Raw genomic sequence first — 17,262 nt, 5'->3', positions numbered from 1 at the left:
AATCCCTTCACTGGGGCAGGCGCAGGGCCCGGGCCGCGAACACCGGCCCGCCGAAGGCGAGCAGGGCGCTGCAGATCCAGGCGACGACGGGGGTGGTGAAGCTGGCGATGGCGCCGGACACGGCGTAGGCGAGCGGCGCGCAGCCGATGCCGGACAGCGACACCATCGACATGGCGACGCCGAGGCGGTCCATCGGCGCGGCCTGCTGGTAGAGCGTCACCGCGGCCGGGCCGTTCTGCCCGGAGCAGACGCCCAGCAAGACGGCCATCGCGGCCATCGCCCACAGCGACGGCACCAGGACCATGCCCAGCAGCAGAACCGCGATGCCGATCCCGCTGCCGACGAGCCGCACCGAGATCGGCACGCGGTCGCCGAGCAGCGCGCCGAGCCCGGCGGACACCAGCGCGCCGGCCGCCCAGCAGGCGATGAGGAGACCGACCGCGGAAACGGCCCAGCCGCGTTCGATGACGACCTCGGGCAGGCCGGGGTTCATCGGCCACGCGAACGCGAAGTCCAGGCACAGCCCGGAAAGGAACAGCAGCCGCAGCCGGCGGTCGGCGCGCAGCAGCTTGAGGCCGTCACCCGAGCGTCGCCACAGCGGAACGCTCGACACGGTGCGCGGCGCGTCGATCGCCCTGGTCGCCGGCGCGAGGCAGACGAGCGAGACCACACAGCCACCGCAGACCACGGCGAGGGCGACACCGAGGTGCCCGGTCGCGACCAGCCAGGCGCCGAACGGCGACCCGAGGATCGGGGCGAACCGGGCGACCATGGTGCGTACGGAATTCGCCGTGCTCAAGCGGTCCTTCGGGACCATGCGCGGCATGAGCGTGCCGAACGACGGCGACCCGAGCCCGAGCATCGCGCCTTCGAGCGCCGCGACGACGACCAGCAGCGTCACGGACTGCGCGGACAGCGCGACCACGACCGAGACGGCCAGCACGGCGATCCGCACCGACGTCGTGCGCAACAGGACCGAGCGGGGGCCGAAGGCGTCGCAGATGACGCCGCCGAAGATCATCGCGAGCGCGCGCGGCACGGACTCGGCCAGGGTCACCCAGGTGACGGCGGCCGTCCCGCCGAGCTGGGCGGCGGCCCAGACGGCGGCGATGAAGAACACCTGGTCGCCGATCAGGGAGACGCCCTGGCCGGTGAGCAGGAGGCCGACCTTGCCCCACATCGCGGCGGGCTTCGTCTCTCGCACGGGTGCTTGTGTCATGGCTGGTGTCCGTTCCGTCGCGCTCAGCGGGCCCGCAGGCGCACCGGGAGGTGGTCGAAGCCGAAGTTGATGATCGAGCGGTTGTGCACCGCGTCACCGGCCGGTTCCAGCACGGCGACCTGATCCAGCAGCGCGGCGTAGATCGCTTTCAGCTCGGCCTTGGCCAGCGGCGCACCGATGCAGTAGTGCGCGCCGACGCCCAGGGCGAGGTGCCGGTTCGGCGACCGGTCGAGCAGGAGCTCGTCGGGCCGGTCGAACATCGTGGGGTCGTGGTCGGCCGACCACGTCCACACGGCGACCTTGTCGCCCGCGTCGATGACGTGCCCGCCGAGCTCGACCTGGGTGGTGGCGGTGCGCAGGACGTGCAGCCCGACGGAGGTGAACCGCAGCAGCTCGTCGGTGGCGAGGTCGAGGTCGGCGCCGCCGGCCAGCGCTTTCCAGAGGTCGGGGCGCTGCATCAGCGCGTGGACGCTCATGGCCGCGGTGTGCCGCACGGTCTGCACCCCGCCGACGACGATGTTGTCGAGGTTGAGCACGACGTCCTCGATCGGCAGGCGCCGGCCGTTGATGCGGTGGGTGGCGAGGGTGCTGATCAGGTCGTCGGCGGGGTGCTTGCGCCGCTGGACGACCTTCTCGAACAGGTAAGGCAGCAGCTTCTGGTGCCCGGCGCGGCGCGCGTCCGGCGTCTGGGCGAGAAAGGCTTCGTCGCAGACGGAGACGACCAGATCGCGATCGTCGCCGGGAATGCCGAGCAGATCACACATCACGACGAGCGGCACGGTGGCGAGGACGTCGACGAGATCGGCTTCACCCTGCTCGACAGCGTCTTTGATCACCTTGTCGGCCAACTCGGTGATGCTCTGAGCCGCGCCGCGCACGCCCTTGGGCGAGAAGTACGGCAGGACGGGCGCGCGGAGTTCACGATGCCGCGGCCCATCGGAGAGCGCCATCATCTTGCCGGCGCCGGCCGGGGTGCCACCGGTCCCGAGCAGCGACCCGCCGGTGGAGCTGAAGGTGGCCGCGTCGGTGAGAACGCGGGAGCCGAGGTCGTAGCCGAGCACGGACCAGACGGCCCCGTCGAGCGCGGTTTCGGTGCGGTGGACGGGAGCCTGAGCCCGCAGATCGGCGACGATGCCGCCGACGTCGGGCCGGGCCCAGAGGCCGGGATCGGTCAGATCGACGGTGGCGGTGGACACGAGTGCCTCCTCAGGCGGGGCGGTTCCGGTGGTGCTGGCGGGTTGCGGGGCGGTTCCGGTGGTGCGGGGCGGGTTGGGCGGGCGGGTCCGGGTGGTGCGGAGGTCTGGTCCGACTTGGCGCGGGAGCAGCCCGCTTGACGGCTCCGCCGACGTAGCGCGAGCGCCGGTAACGATCGCCGGGCCTCGTGCAGGCAGTGGTCTGGCGGTCGTGAGTGGTGATTCGGGTTCTGGCCCGAATCACCACTCACGACCGGCCGAGGTGCAGGGTGCGGAGCAGGTCGGCGGGGCCGGCGGACAGGGGTGTGGCCAGGAGGTGGCCGCCGGGTTCGGTGGATGCTGTGAAACGGCCCGTTGTCGCCTCGGCCCAGCCCGCCAGCGTGGCCGGTCGGAGCGCCGTGTCCTCCGCGCCGGCCACCGCGTGGATGGCGAAGTCCGGCCGTGGGTCCGGGCGGTGGCGGTAGCTGCGGCAGACCGTCAGGTCCGTTCGGATCGTCGCCACCGCCAGCTCGCGGATCGTCTCGTCGTCCGGCAAAGCTGTGGCCAGGCCGCACCGCTCCAGGAGGTCCGCTGCGCCCTCCGAGGTCGGCGGGATCGAGCCCGGCCAACCCGGCGGTGGGGCCGCGCACGCCGGGATCACGATCCGTGGCCGTAAAGCCACCGGTAACGCGCGGGCCACCTCGAAAGCCAGGAGCGCGCCGAAACTTTGGCCGTAGAACAGCGCTCCCGGCTGCAGGTACGGGGCGAGGCCGTCGATCACCGCCGTGGCCAAGGCGGCAAAGGTGGCCGGCATAGAGTCGACAAACCGACCGCCGCGGCCCGGCAGGCGGATCGCCCAGACCTCCAGTGAAGGGGCCAGTGCCGCCGCCAGGCCCGCGAACGCCGTGACGTCGCCGCCCGCGTGCGGGAAGCACACCGCCTGCGGAGTCCCCTCCGGCAGCGGGTGCGGCCGGTAGCACCAGTCCCCCGCGATCGCGGGCCGGGGACTTGCCGGTCCCGCGATCGGCGGTAGTGGGCTTGGTGCGAGCGTCATCGGGTGCCCCGGCGGCCTACCAGCGCGACCGTCGGCCGGGCTGGGGTTCGGGTGGCCGACTGGACCGTCTTGACGAAGTCCGTGAGGGTTCTGGCGGACATCAGGTCTCTCAGCGACAGGTTCACCGCGAACTCGTCCCGCACCCGGTACACCACCCGCAACGCCGTCAGCGAGTGACCGCCCAGCTCGAAGAAGCCGTCCTCCGGGCGGACTTCGGGGACGCCCAGCTCTTCGGCCCAGACCGCGGCTATCGTCTCCAGCATCTCAGACGCCCAGCGCGACGCGCAGGCTCTTCGGGCGGATGTCGGTCCAGGTCTGATCGACCCAGGCGACGCACTCCTCCCGGCTGCCGCTCTTTCCGGCGGCGTGCCAGCCGGCGGGGGTGGGCAGCTCGGCCGGCCAGATCGAGTACTGCTCCTCGTCGTTGACGACGACGGTGAAGTCCTTGAACGCGTCCATTGTGGAGTCCTTCCTGGGTCAGCTGACGGGGATCGGCGCCGCGAGCGCGGCGAGTTCTTCGGTGTAGGCGGTGACGTAGGCGTCGGCGAGCTCGTCCGGGACCAGGGACCGCAGGTGGTCGACCGCGAGCAGGATGCGGTCCGACGACGGGTCCTGCACCAGTGCGACGCCCAGTGCGAAGTTGGTCGGCTCGTAGCGCATGTCCGGCTCGCAGCCGATCCGGTCGTCGACGATGCTGGTGGCCGAGCCGGCCAGCCGGCCGAGGGCGTGGAACCGCAGGAACGCGAAGCACGTCTCCAGGCGCGGCCCGGCCATGAGCCGGGCCAGCTTCGCGAAGGGCACGCGGCGGTGCGGCAGCAGGGCGACCTCGGCCTCGTGCAGGTCGCGGACGAGGTCCGGGGCCGTGCCGTCCACCACCAGCGGGACGGTGTTGAGGAACAGCCCGTACGCCTCGGTGCCGCTGCGTTCCTCGAGACGGCCGTTGACCGAAAGGCCGGTGGTGACGCGGTCGCGGCCGGTGATCCGGTGCAACGCCCGCACGTGCGCGGCCAGCGCCGCGGCCTTGATCGGGACGCCGGCCGCCGACGCGATCGCCGCGAGCTGGGCCGGGGCGTCCGGCAGCACGCGCTCGACCGTGCGCGGGATCTCCGCCGTCGCGGCTTCGGAGCCGCCCTCGGCGGACCAGAGCGCGCCGTCCGCGCCGTCGAGGTGATCGCGCCAGAACTGTTCGCTTTCCTTCGACGCCAACGCTGCCTGTTCGGTGAAGACGAAGTCGCGGAACGTCGACGCGGGCGGTGGCGCGAGCGGGGCGTCCGGGTCGGCGTGGCGCTCCAGGATCTCGGTGAGCAGCGAGGTGAAGCTCCAGCCGTCCAAAATGGAGTGGTGCTCGGCGATGGTCAGCTGGAAGACGTCGTCGGCCAGCCGCTGGGCGGCGACCCGGAACAGTGGTGGCGTCCGGAGGTCGAAGCGCATCGCGCAGAACGCGTCGAACGCCTCGGTCACGGCGGCGCGTTGCTCCACTTCGGACTGTCCACGCAGGTCGGCGGTGTCCACCGGCGTCGGGACTTCGGCGTGCACGAGCTGCATCGGCTGCCGGTAGCCGACGACGTCGAGGCTCGTGCGCAGCACCGGGTGCCGGGTGATGACCGCGGCCACCGCGGCGTGCAGGGCATCCTCGTCGAGGCGGCCGGCGACGCGGTAGCTGTTGACGTTGTGGTAACCGCCGGCGTCGCCGGACAGCTCCATGTGGTAGATCATCCCGAGCTGCATCGCGGCCATCGGGTAGGCGTCGACGACGTCGCCGGGCAGCTTCGCGACGTCTGCTTCGGACAGTCCGGCGAACGGCTCCACGATCGTCTTCTCCGTGGCACACGGCTTGAGCAGGGGCGCGAGACCGGCCGGGGTCGGCGCGGCGAACAGGTCCGGCAGGGTGAGCGTCCAGCCGCGGTCGCGCAGCTTGCCCGCCAGGTGGACCGCGCGGATCGAGTCGCCGCCGAGGTGGAAGAAGTTGTCGTGCACCCCGGCGTCCGGGACGCCCAGGACGTCCGACCACAGCTCGGTCAGCAGCCGCTCCCCCGGCGTACTCGGGGCAGTATAAGCGATCGCCGACGTCGCCGCGGCCGGTGCGGGCAGCGCCGCGCGGTCGAGCTTGCCGTTGACCGTGACGGGCAGCCGGTCGAGCACCGTGACCGTCGCCGGGATCATGTGCTCCGGCAACGACTTCGCGAGGAAAGCCCGCAGCTCGGCGTAATCCGGTACAGCTCCGGTGACGTACGCGGCGAGCCGCTCGTCGCGTACCGTGACGGCGCAGGCGTCGACCGCGGGGTGCGCGCCCAGCGCGTGTTCGATCTCGCCGAGCTCGATGCGGAAGCCGCGGAGCTTGACCTGGCTGTCGCACCGGCCGACGTACTCGAGGCCGCCGTCGGCGAGCCGGCGCGCGACGTCGCCGGTGCGGTACAGCCGCGCGCCCGGCGTCGCGGAGAACGGGTCGGGCAGGAAGCGCTGCGCGGTGAGCCCGGCCCGGCCCCAGTAGCCGTGGGCGAGCGCGCCGCCGCCGATGTACAGCTCGCCCGGCACGCCGGCCGGGCACGGCCGCAGCCAGTCGTCGAGCACGTGCGCGCTCAGGTGCGGCAGCGGCGCGCCGATCAGGCTGCGCTCGAAGCGGGTCACGTCGTGGGTGGTGACGTGCACGGTCGTCTCGGTGATGCCGTAGAGGTTGCACAGCGACGCCGTCAGCCCGAGCGCGGACCAGCGCCGCACGACGGCCGGGTCGAGGGCCTCGCCGCCGAGCATCACCTGCCGCAACGCCGGCAGCGCGGGCCCGGTGCGGAGGGTGAGTTCGAGCTGGCGCAGCGCCGACGGCGTCTGGCAGAGGCACGTCACGGCTTCGGCCGCGAGCAGCGCGGCGAACGCCTCCGGCGAGCGGCTCGTCAGGTACGGCACGACGACGAGGCGGCCACCGTGGTGCAGCGGTCCCCACAGCTCCCAGACCGTCCAGTCGAAGGCGTAGGAGTGGAACAGCGTCCACACGTCGGTCTCGGTGAACCCGAAGTGCGCGCGGCCGGACTCCATCAGCCGTCCGACGTGCTCGTGGGCCACGGCGACGCCCTTGGGGCGGCCGGTCGAGCCGGAGGTGAAGATCAGGTAGGCCAGGTCACCGGGCCGGACCGGCACGCCCGGCCGATCGTCCGGCAGACCGGAGAGGTCCCGGCTGAGATCGAACACGCGCCACGGACCGGAGGTGGCCTGGTCGGTGACGACCAGCCGGACCCCGGTGTCGCCGAAGACGAACGCGGCGCGGTCGTCCGGGGCCGCCGGATCCACCGGCACGTACGCGGCGCCGGCCTTGAGCACCGCGAGGATGGCGACGACGATCGCGTCGGTGCGGTCCAGCAGCAGGCCGACGCGGTCGCCGGGACGGACGCCGTCGGCGATCAGGGCGTGCGCGAGCCGGTTGGCCCGCCGGTCCAGTTCGGCGTAAGTCGAGGAAACGCCGTCGAAGGTGACGGCGGGCCGATCGGGGAACTGGTCCACGGCGTCCTCGAAGGACTCGTGCAGGCAGCGCGGCACCGACGCCGTGACCTCGGCGGGCCCCGACGGCTCCAGGTCGATCTTCCACAGTGGACTGTCCGGTTCGGACAGAACGACGTCCAGGAGGGTGCGCCAGTGACCGGTCATCCGGTCCACCGTGGCCGCGTCGAACAGGCTCGTGCGGTACTCGACTTCGCCGCGCAGCTCGCCGTCGTCGAAGGTGGACCAGGTCAGGTCGAACTTGCTGGTGCCGTTGTGGTGCACCCGCCGGGTCGCGGTGACCGGCCCGAACCGCAGCGGTTCGGAGTCCTCCGCGTGTGCACCGAAGACGACCTGCACCAGCGGCGCGTGCCGGGCCGAGCGTTCGAGGGCCAGCGCGTCGACCACGACGTCGAAGGGGACGTCCAGGCAGGCGTACGCGTCGAACGCCGTGTCACGCACGTGCTCCACGAGGTCGCGGAAGCTCGCGGCGCGATCCACGCGCAGCCGCAGCGGCAGGATGTTGACGAAGTAGCCGATCAGGTCGGCCAGCTCCGGCCGGTCGCGGGTCGACATCGGCGTGCCGACGACCATGTCCGCGGCGCCGGTGTAGCGGTTCAGGAGCGCGGCGAACGCGGCCAGCTGCACGATGAACGGCGTCGCATCGGCGTCGGCGGCCAGCTCGCCGATCCGGCCGGCGAGCCCGGCCGGGAGCGCGAACGCGCGGGTGTCGCCGGCGAAGTCCTGCTGCGCGGGCGGCTCCCGGTCGGTGGGCACCGCGAGGCGTTCGGGCGCGCCGTGCAGCTGCTCGCGCCAGTAGCCCAGCTGGTCGTCGTGCGGTTCGGCGGTGTGGTCGGCGTACTGAGTGGACAGTCGCGGTAGGACCGGTTCGCGGCCTTCGACGATGGCCGTGTAACTCTCCGCCAGCTCGCGCTCGAAGATGCCGGACGACCAGCCGTCCCAGACGATGTGGTGGACAACGATACTCAGCGTCGTCTTGTCCACCAAGGACGCGCGCAGCAACGGTCCGGTCTCGAGGTCGAAGCCGGTGCTCAGGTCCGCGTCGCCGCGGTGCAGCGGGACACGGACGTCGTCGTGGACCGTCTGTTGTGGACCGTCCGGGCCGAAGGAGAACGTCGTGCGCAGGACTTCGTGCCGCCGGACGATCCCGGCGATGCTCCGCTCGAGGACGTCCGGGTCGACGGGCGCGTCGAAGGTGAACACCCACGGCACGGTGTAGGCGGCGGAGCCCGGGTTCCAGCGGTCGAGGAACCACATTCCGCGCTGGAGCGCGGAAACCGGGGCGGTGCGGCCGGTCATGCCCGCACCTCCAGCCGCTGCGCCAGGGCCCGGACGGTCCGGGCCGCGAACACCAGCCGCGGCGCGACGCGGGTGCCGGTCTCGGCCGACAGCCGCAGGGCCACGCGGACGGCGGCCAGGGAGTTGCCGCCGAGCCGGAAGAAGCTGTCGTCGACGCCGACCGCGTCGAGCCCGAGCACCTCGGCCCAGACCGCCGCGACCAGCTGCTCGGCCGCGGTGACGGCCGGTTCCGCCGGCGCCTCGGAGGCGACCGGTGCCGGTGCCGGAAGCGCGGCGCGGTCGATCTTTCCGTTGGGGGTCAACGGAAGCGCGTCCAGGACCGTGACGCTCTCGGGGATCATGTAGTCCGGCAGCAGCGTCGCGAGGTGGTCGCAGACGTCCTGGTACCCGGGCGGGGTGTCCCGCGCGACGACGTAGGCGGCGAGCCGGCCGTCGTGGGCGACGACGGCGCTGTCCCTGACACCCGGGTGGTGGGCCAGCGCGGCGGCGACCTCACCGGGCTCGACGCGGAAGCCGCGGATCTTCACCTGGTCGTCGGCGCGGCCGGTGATGGTCAGCGTGCCGTCCGGGGTGCGGCCGCCGACGTCACCGGTGCGGTACATCCGCGAACCCGGCGGGCCGAGCGGGTCGGGCAGGAACCGGTCCGCGGTGAGGCCCGGCTGCCCGGCGTACCCGAGGGCCAGCCCGGCGCCGGTCGCGTACAGCTCGCCCGCGGCGGACGGCCGGAAGTGGTCGTCGAGCACGCGGATGTCCTTGTGCGCCACGGGGACGCCGATGGGGAGCGCCGGCGCGGCCAGGTCGGCGGGGCCGACGACGTGGCAGGTGGTGAAGCCCATGCTCTCGACCGGGCCGTAGCCGTTGACGATCCGCACGTGCGGGTACCGCCCGGCCAGCCGCGCCACGTGCGGCACCGAGGCGCGCTCGCCGCCGGTGAAGACCACGCGCAGGCCGGCGAAGACGGCGGGGAACTCGTCGACGAGGAAGTTGAACAGGCTGGCCGACAGCTGCAGCTGCGTGACGCCGTGGCGGGCGACGAGCGCGGTCATCGTCTCCGGGTCCGGCCGCTGGCCGGGGTGCAGCACGCAGGTACCGCCGAACAGCAGCGGGCCGTAGACCTCCAGGCCGAAGGCGTCCCACGACACCGGCGAGCACTGCAGCCACACCTCGCCGGGCGCGAAGAGCGCGTAGTCCTGCTCCAGGTACGTCCCGGCCAGGGCGCGGTGCGACGCCGCGACGCCCTTCGGCCGGCCGGTGGACCCGGACGTGAACATCACGCAGGCGACGGCGTCGGCGCTGACGGGGAGGCCGAGGTCGTCGTCGGGGCCGTCGGCGGACGCCACGAACTCGCGGTCCACGACCAGCCGGGCGTCGACCGCCTTGACGGCGTCCGCGCGCCGGGCTTCGGGCAGTTCCGGGTCCAGCAGCGTGTAACCGGCACCGGCCTTCAGCACGCCCAGCAGCGCGACGACCAGGTCGGCGTCGCGGTCGATCAGGACGGCGACCACGTCGCCCTCGGTCACGCCGTGGGTGCGCAGGCGCCTCGCGACGCGGTTGGCCCGTGCGTTCAGCTCGGCGTAGGTCAGCGCGGCGTCGCCGGAGATCAGCGCGACCGCGTCCGGGGTCCGGGTGGCCTGGTGCTCGAACAGCTCGTGCACCGGGACGTCGAGGCCGGCCGGCGTGACGTCCTCGTGGAGCGGCACGTCCGGGTCGGTGACCAGGTCGGCCACCGCCGTCCGCCACCGCGCGCCGAGGGCGGCGAGGGTCGCGGCGTCGAACAGGTCGGTGTCGTACTCGATCCGGCCGGTGAAGCCGGTGCCGTCGTCCTCGACCGACCACGACAGGTCGAAGCGGGACAGCTCGTTGACGTGCAGCCTGCGTTCCACCGCGGCCGGCCCGAACGGCTCGGGGCTCGGGTCGGCGGTGTGCATCTCGAAGACCAGCTGGAACAGCGGGTTCCGGTCGCCGGAGCGCTCCCCCAGCACCCGGCCGGTGATGTCTTCGAGGGGGACGTCCTGGTGGCGGTAGCCGTCGAGGGCGACGCCGCGGACGTGCTCGAGGACCTCCCGCAGGGTCACGTCGTGCTCGATCCGGAACCGCAGCGGGACGAGCGTGATGAAGTAGCCGATGAGGGCGTCCAGCTCCGGGCGCTCGCGGACGCTGACCGGGGTGCCGACCACGAGGTCGTCCGCGCCGCCGGTGCGGTGCACGGCGAGCACGAGCCCGGCGAGCAGCACCATGAACGGCGTGGCGTCGGCGTCCCGCGCGAACTCCCGGACGGCCTGGGCGAGGTCGGCGTCGAAGGCGAAGCGGTGGTAGCCGCAGCGCTGCGCGGGTTCGACGGGACGCGGGTGGTCGGGCACGAGGGCCGGGCGGTCCGGGACGCCGCGCAGGTGCTCGGCCCAGTAGCCGAGCTGGGACTCGGCGATGCCGTTGTCCCGCAACCAGTTCGCGTAGTCGGCGTACTGGATCGCGAGGTCCGGCAGGCGCGGCGAGCGGTCGTCGAGCAGCGCGGTGTAGTACTCGCGCAGCTCCCGGTCGAGCACGGCGAGGGAGCCTTCGTCCCAGATGATGTGGTGGAAGACGAGGACGAGGCTCGCGGTGGTCGCCGACGTCCGGACCAGCCGGGCGCGCAGCAGCGGCCCGGTTTCGAGGTCGAACGGCGTGCGGGCGTCGGCGGCGATGAATTCGGCCGCGTCCGATGCCGCGGTGACGGTGAACGGGACCTCGAGGTGCGGGTGGATCACCTGGCGGGGCAGGGTTCCGGCGACCTCGAACGTCGTGCGCAGGGCCTCGTGACGGTCGACGACCTGCTGGAGGGCCCGGTTCAGGAGCGCGGCGTCGAGGGGGCCGGTGAAGTCGAAGACCCAGGGGACGTTGTAGGTGGACGTGCCCGGCTGCCAGGCATCGAGGAGCCACAGGCCACGCTGGAACCGCGAGAGCGGGGCTTCGGACGCGGAGGCGCGGACCGGGGAGGGGCGGTCGTCGCCGGCGCCGTCGTGCATCGCGGCGGCGAACGCGGCGAGCGTCGGCGCGTCGAAGATCTGGTACGGCGACACGGGTCCGAAGACCTCGAGGACACGGCCGGCCACGCGGACGGCGGTGAGCGAGTCGCCGCCGAGGTGGAAGAAGTTGTCGTCGAGGCCGACGCGCGGCACGCCGAGGACGTCCGCCCAGATCGCGGCGAGCAGCTGCTCGTCCGGGGTGCGCGGGGCGCGGTGGCCGGTCTCGGCACGGGCCGGTTCCGGCAGGGCGGCGCGGTCGACCTTGCCCGCGGTGGTGAGCGGCAGGTGGCCGAGGGGCGTGAGGCTCGCCGGGATCAGGTGGTCCGGCAGGGACTGGGCCAGGAAGTCGCGCAGTTCCGGGTATTCGAGAGTTTGCCGGGTGACGACGTACGCGGCGAGCTGGGTGCCGTTCGCGGACTCGCGGGGCACGACGGCGCAGGCGGTGACGGCCGGGTGCTTGGCGAGGGCGTTCTCGACCTCGCCGGGCTCGACGCGGAAGCCGCGGATCTTGACCTGGTCGTCGGCGCGGCCGAGGAACTCCAGCTCGCCGTCGGCGGTGCGGCGGGCGCGGTCGCCGGTGCGGTACATCCGGCCGCCGGTGACCGGGTCGGGCAGGAAGCGCTCGGCGGTGCGGCCGCCGTCGCCGAGGTAGCCGGTGGCGAGGAGGGAGCCGCCGAGGTACAGCTCGCCTTCGTCGACGGGCCGGAGGCGGTCGTCGAGCAGGTGGGCGACGCGGTCGCCGACGGGGGTGCCGACGGTGACCGGCCGGCCCGGCCGGACCTCGTGGACGGTCGAGGTGATCACGGTTTCGGTCGGGCCGTAGGCGTTGAGCAGCCGGACGCCGGTGCGCTCGGTCCAGGCGGCGGCCGCGGCCGGGGAGAGCCGGTCGCTGCCGGAGACCATGGTCCGGAGCGTCTTCGGCACGGACTTCATCGAGGCGACGAGGTCGTGGAAGTACCCGGCGGCGACGTTCGCGACGGTGACCCGCTCGGCGTCGAGGAGCTGCCAGAACTCGTCGGCAGAGAGGAGTTTCGCTTCGGGGACGACCAAGCAGGCGCCGACGGTGAGCGCGGTGGTGATCTGCTCGACCGCGACGTCCACTGTGGACCGGGCGAAGTGGAGGACGACGTCGTCGGCGCGCAGGCCGAAGCGCGCGGAGACGGCCTCGACGTGCGCGGCGAGCGGCCCGTGCGCGACGGCGACGGCCTTGGGTTCGCCGGTGGTGCCGGAGGTGTGGATGAGGTAGGCGAGCCGGTCGCCGGTGACGGGCAGATCCGGCGCGGTGCGGCGGTGCGTGGGCGCTGCCGGGTCCGGCGGGCCGTCGGCCCCGATCGTCACGGTCGCGCCTTCGGTGCGATTCGCGGGAGCCGCCGGGTCCAGCAGGCCGCCGGTGCGATCCGACGTGGCCGCGCCTTCGCCGCGACTCATGGGGGCCGCCGGGTCCGGCGGGCCGCCCGCGCCCATCGTCACGGCCGCGCCTTCGCCGCGATTCATGGGGGCCGCCGGGTCCGGCAGGCCGTCGGCCCGCTCGGTGTCGAGCAGGTCGCCGCCGTCGAGGATGAGGTGTGCGCCGGCCAGTGCGGTGAGGCGCTCGTTGCGTCCGGCGGGGGCCACCGGGTCGAGGGCGAGGTGGACCGCCCCGGCCCGCCAGACCGCGAGCAGGCCGGTGACCTGGTCGAAGCGGCCCGTGCTGCGCACCGCGACGACGTCACCCGGCAGCACGCCCGCGGCGGCCAGGCGGCCGGCGAGGTCCGCGGTCAGCTCGTCGAGCCGGCCGTAGGTGAGCACCCGGTCGCCGGAGCGCAGGGCCGGGCGGCCCGGCCACCGGGCGGCGATCCGCGCGATGCGCACCGGCACCGCGACCGGCGGGCCGGTCAGCTCGCCGAGGTCGAAGGAGTCGATCGTCACGGCCGGTTTCTCGTCCTGCACCGACATGCTGGGCTCACCCCGAACTGACCACAAAGGACGGACATGGACTGCGGCTGCCCGTCGTGAGTGGTAGTTCGGGTCAGAACCCGCATTACCACTCACGACCAGCCGCGGCAGCCTCGCGGGCTGCGGAGTGCTGGGCGCGAAGCGCGCCACTGGGGAAAAGCTAAGCCGTCGGGACGGCCCGGACCGGCAGGTCGAGCGGCAGTTCCCCGGCGGCAGCGGCGGCACCGGAGGCACCGGCGGCGGGCCAGAGGTCGTCGGCTGTCAGCGCGTCGGGGCGGTACTTGCCCAGCGCGCTGATCAGCAGTCTCGCCTCCAGTGCCAGCGCCGCCACCAGCCGTATCAGGCCTTCCGTGCGGTCTTCGTCGACCGCCAGCAGCGCCGCTCGGCCGAGGGCGGCCGCGCGGACGCCGTGCGCCAGGGCCTTGACCACCCGGGTTCCCTCCCACATGCGGCCGCCCGCCAGCAGGCAGCCCGATGGGGGGCCGATCCGGCGGAGGCACTCCGCCAGCGGCAAGCCCACGTGGTCCAGGAACGCCGTGGGCGCCCAGCCCGTGCCGCCTTCCGCGCCGTCGACGGTGACCGCGTCCGCGCCCGCCGCCCAGGCGACCCGGGTGGCCTCCGCGATGTCCCGGCCCGGTGGGAGCTTCACCCAGACGCGGGCTCGCGGGAAGTTGTTGCGCATCAAGCGGATCTGCTGACGCAGGATCTCGCCGGTGAACGTGCCGGGGCTGCCGGACCGCAACACGCGGTCCGCGAAGAGATCCGTGAGCGCGTACTGGCCGTCGACGCGGGCCGCCGTGGCCGCGTCCAGCAGGGTCATCCCGCCCAGGCCCGGCTTCGCACCCTGGCCCACCTTCAGCTCGAAGCCCAGCCGGCCGGTGGCCAGCAGCTCCGCGGACGCCGGGTCGCTGTACACGAGGTTCCAGACCTCGGCGTCGGCGTCCTCGGTGCTCTGCTGCACCACGACGCCGCCCAGCCCGTCGGGCACCTCGCCGGTGTACGCCCGGACGCGCATGAGCAGCGCGTTCGCGTACCCCTTGACCGGCACGACGTTCTCGCCGACGACCATCGGGACACCCAGCCGGCCGGCCTGCCGCGACGCCGCCACCGCCAGGTCGCCGCCGCCGAGCTGCGTCGAGCCGAACGCCGACAGGAACACCGGCAGCGACGACGCGAAGCCGCCGATCGCCGTGGTCAGGTCGACGTCGGAGAACAGCGGCTCGCGGCCCAGCTCGATCAGCTTCTCCAGCCGCAGCGGCACGAACACCGGCGGTACCAGCCGCGCCCGGTCCAGCGCGTCGCCGTCGGGAGAGACCCCGCCGAACGCCTCGCCGCCGTACGCGGATTCCGCCGGGAACACCGCCGCGGCGCCTCGTGCGGCCCGGTCCCGGACCACCGCTTCGGGAAACCCGACGGCTTTCACGGCGCCACCAGGCCCGGGACCTTCGGGTAGGCGTTGACCCGCCACACCGCGTCGAGGCCGGTGAGGAACCGGACGAGCCGCTCCAGGCCCAGGCCGAAGCCCGCGCTCGCCGGGATGCCTTCGCGCACCATGTCGAGGTACCAGCCGTACTTCGCCGGGTTCTCGCCCGTCTCCCGCATCCGCGTGACGATCCGGGCGTAGTCCGACTCGCGTTCGCTGCCGCTGGCCAGCTCGCCGAAGCCGCCGGGCGCGAGGAGGTCGAAGTTGCGCAGGATGCCCGGCTCGGTGGTGGCTTCGCGGTCGTAGAAGCCACGGGAGCCCTTGGGGTAGTCGTCGACGAAGAACGGCTGGGACGCCTTGCGGGACAACAGTTCCTCGCCCTCCCAGTCGATCTCGGCGTCCGGGCTCTGCGGGTGGCCGAGGTTGTGCAGCCGGGTGACGGCGTCGGCGTGCGTCATCCGGCCGAACGCGCCGGCGAGGACGTCGGCCAGGTTCGCGAGGTCGCGGCCCAGCCCGGTCAGCTCGCCGGGGACGGTCGCGAGCACGTGCTTCACGACGTGCGTCACCAGCCGTTCCGCGACGCCCTGGGCCTGCGCCCGGGTCGCGCCCGCCAGCTCGACGTCGATCTGGTGGAACTCCGCGAGGTGCCGTCGCGTCGAGCACGTCTCGACCGGTTCGGCCCGGACGTTCGGCGCGATGTAGAAGATCTTCGAGAAGCCGAGCAGCGACGCCTGCTTGTACAGGATTCCGCTGGTCATGAGCTTGTAGCGGTGGCCGTAGTAGTCGACGTCCAGCTGCTTCGAGCCGCGGACGCCGGGGTCGGTGACCGGGCCGATCACCGGCGGCAGCAGCTCGGTGAACCCCTCCCCGCCGAGGAACTCGCGCACGGCGATCAGCACCTGGTGCTGCACGCGCAACGCGCTCTGCGTGACGGGCGAGGCGAGGTGCACGGGCAGCGCGGGTGGCAGCTCGCCGTCGTAGGTGTCGGTCATATCGCTCCTCCGGGTCGGGCCCCGGCCCGGACGGCCGGGGGCGTGTCGAACTTCCGCTCCACGTGTGAAAGCGCGGCCAGCAGCTCGGCCGAGCCGGTCCGCCGCGACCGCGTGCCACCGGGTGCCGGGCCGATCGGCAGGCCGCCGGTGTCCGCCCACTGCAGCCGGCCGGCTGGGTCGAGGTAGCTGCGCGCCCGGCCGGCGTTGTCCGGGTGCAGGCAGTACGGGATGTCGAGCAGGCCGCGGGCGAACGCCGCCGGCAGCGCGCCCGCGAGGTCGTCGTCGAGGTCCAGCACGGCCTCGACCAGCGTCGCGGCTTCGGCGTGGATCCCGGTGTCCCCGACTTCCTTCGACAAAGGGGTCGCGGCGGCGACGCGGGCGGCGAGTTCGAGCGCGTCGACGTTCTCCCCGACGGTCGGGATCCGGTGCGCCTCGGCGGCCGTCTTCACGATCAGCCGGGCCGCGCCGGAACGCACCGCGAGCCGCGCGGCGGACGTCAGCAGCCGGGCGGCGCCGGCCGGCGTCCGCGGGTAGACGCCCATGTAGGCGTAGAGCACGACGTGCCACTCGACGCCGGGCAGGTACCGCGCGGCCAGCAGGCGCAACGCCCGCACCGCTTCCTCGTCCTGCGCCGGGTCGGTCTGCTGCGCGTAGCTCAGCGAGACGCTGCGGATGCCCTGCTGGGCAAAGAAGATCGCCTCCAGCACGCTGATCGCGACCAGCATGCCCGGCGGGCAGAGCTGGCCGAGCATGCAGCCGCCGAACGTCTCCAGGTGGGCGGTGTCGCCCGCCGCCGTCAACTGCGCGCAGGCCGCCACCCAGTGCCGCATCGCCGTCCGCAGCGGGGTGCGGCTGTAGGGCAGGCAGTACGAGACCGGGCCGCCCTCGGTCGCGTCGAGACCGGCCGCGACCAGCGTCGCGACGATGTCCTGCGGCCGGGCCGAGCCGTGCCGCACCTGGACCGGGAAGTCCGGGCCGAGCACGCCGGCCAGCATCGCGCGGGTCGCCTCGGGGCCGTAAGTGACGAGCGGGAAGCCGTTGAGCGGCGCGCCGTCGGCCAGCGCGCGGGCCGCCGCGACGAGGTCGCCGACGCGGGTGTAGCTGTCGAGCGTCAGGGTGCCGACCGTGGTGGCCGCGGCGTCGCGGGTGGCCAGCAGCCCGGCGCGCATGGCCGACGGCGCCGGGAAGCCCATCCGCGGCTGGACGACCAGGCGGCCGGCCGCGTGTTCCCGGGCGACGAACGCCCCGAACGGCACGCTCACGACGTCACCCGCACCGGCAGGTCGGCCAGGTAGCGGCGGAAGGCACCGATGTCGCCGTCGCCGAAGACGCGGTCGAAGCCCGCCTCCCGCAGCACGGACTCGCGGCCGCTGGTGCCGTCGACGCCGAGCTTGCCGCCGATGACCAGCGCCGCGCCGGCCAGCACGGCCCGCAGCCGCGGGGCCAGCCGGAGGCCGTCGGTGTGGCCGTGGCCGTTGACGGTGCTGAGCACCACCAGGTCCGGGTCCAGCCGGCGGCACTCGCGCACCACCAGCTCGTCCGGGACGCACGCGCCGAGGTTCGTCACCGCGAAGCCGAGCTCTTCGAGCAGCAGCTGCAGGTACACGAGGTTCCAGGTGTGCGCGTCGGACGCCGTGCTGCTGACCACGGCGACCGGGCGGAGTTCCGAAGTCACGC

General features: G+C 73.5%; 11 protein-coding genes. All 11 read right to left on the bottom strand.

Annotated elements, in window-relative coordinates:
- Positions 1–7 precede the first annotated feature (7 nt).
- Positions 8–1,219 carry an MFS transporter gene (locus tag MUY22_RS29675; RefSeq protein ID WP_247049990.1) on the bottom strand — a complete coding sequence of 404 codons (1,212 nt, stop codon included), beginning with the start codon at positions 1,217–1,219 and terminating at the stop codon, positions 8–10.
- A 23-nt stretch (positions 1,220–1,242) separates the two neighbouring features.
- The gene (locus MUY22_RS29670; protein ID WP_247049988.1) at positions 1,243–2,415 is read right to left on the bottom strand and encodes a cytochrome P450; all 1,173 of its coding nucleotides are present in this window, start codon (positions 2,413–2,415) and stop codon (positions 1,243–1,245) included.
- 244 nt (positions 2,416–2,659) lie between these two features.
- Entirely contained in the window at positions 2,660–3,328 is a 669-nt protein-coding gene (locus tag MUY22_RS29665) for a thioesterase II family protein (protein ID WP_247049986.1), read from the bottom strand.
- A gap of 113 nt (positions 3,329–3,441) precedes the next feature.
- The gene (locus MUY22_RS29660; RefSeq protein ID WP_247049984.1) at positions 3,442–3,708 is read right to left on the bottom strand and encodes a phosphopantetheine-binding protein; all 267 of its coding nucleotides are present in this window, start codon (positions 3,706–3,708) and stop codon (positions 3,442–3,444) included.
- Position 3,709: 1 nt separating this feature from the next.
- Complete coding sequence (locus MUY22_RS29655) at positions 3,710–3,904, bottom strand: MbtH family NRPS accessory protein (RefSeq protein WP_247049982.1); 195 nt, start codon at positions 3,902–3,904, stop codon at positions 3,710–3,712.
- An 18-nt stretch (positions 3,905–3,922) separates the two neighbouring features.
- Positions 3,923–8,233: an amino acid adenylation domain-containing protein gene (locus tag MUY22_RS29650; protein WP_247049981.1), complete on the bottom strand. Its 4,311-nt coding sequence runs from the start codon at positions 8,231–8,233 to the stop codon at positions 3,923–3,925.
- A complete protein-coding gene (locus tag MUY22_RS29645) occupies positions 8,230–13,170 on the bottom strand; it encodes a non-ribosomal peptide synthetase (protein WP_247049979.1) in 4,941 nt (1,646 codons plus the stop codon). Before MUY22_RS29645 ends, MUY22_RS29650 begins: the two co-directional genes overlap by 4 nt.
- A gap of 160 nt (positions 13,171–13,330) precedes the next feature.
- On the bottom strand, positions 13,331–14,593 hold the full coding sequence (locus MUY22_RS29640) for a glutamate synthase-related protein (RefSeq protein WP_247049977.1): 1,263 nt from the start codon (positions 14,591–14,593) through the stop codon (positions 13,331–13,333).
- Positions 14,590–15,585, bottom strand: a complete 996-nt coding sequence (locus MUY22_RS29635) for an asparagine synthetase A (RefSeq protein WP_247049975.1) — start codon at positions 15,583–15,585, stop codon at positions 14,590–14,592. Before MUY22_RS29635 ends, MUY22_RS29640 begins: the two co-directional genes overlap by 4 nt.
- A complete protein-coding gene (locus MUY22_RS29630) occupies positions 15,582–16,847 on the bottom strand; it encodes a methylaspartate mutase (protein WP_247049973.1) in 1,266 nt (421 codons plus the stop codon). The genes MUY22_RS29635 and MUY22_RS29630 overlap by 4 nt, the downstream gene beginning before the upstream one ends.
- On the bottom strand, positions 16,844–17,260 hold the full coding sequence (locus MUY22_RS29625) for a cobalamin B12-binding domain-containing protein (protein WP_247049971.1): 417 nt from the start codon (positions 17,258–17,260) through the stop codon (positions 16,844–16,846). Before MUY22_RS29625 ends, MUY22_RS29630 begins: the two co-directional genes overlap by 4 nt.
- Positions 17,261–17,262: the final 2 nt, after the last annotated feature.

This window comes from Amycolatopsis sp. WQ 127309 (assembly GCF_023023025.1).
GTDB lineage: Bacteria > Actinomycetota > Actinomycetes > Mycobacteriales > Pseudonocardiaceae > Amycolatopsis.
This window is presented reverse-complemented; position numbering and strand designations above follow the sequence as displayed.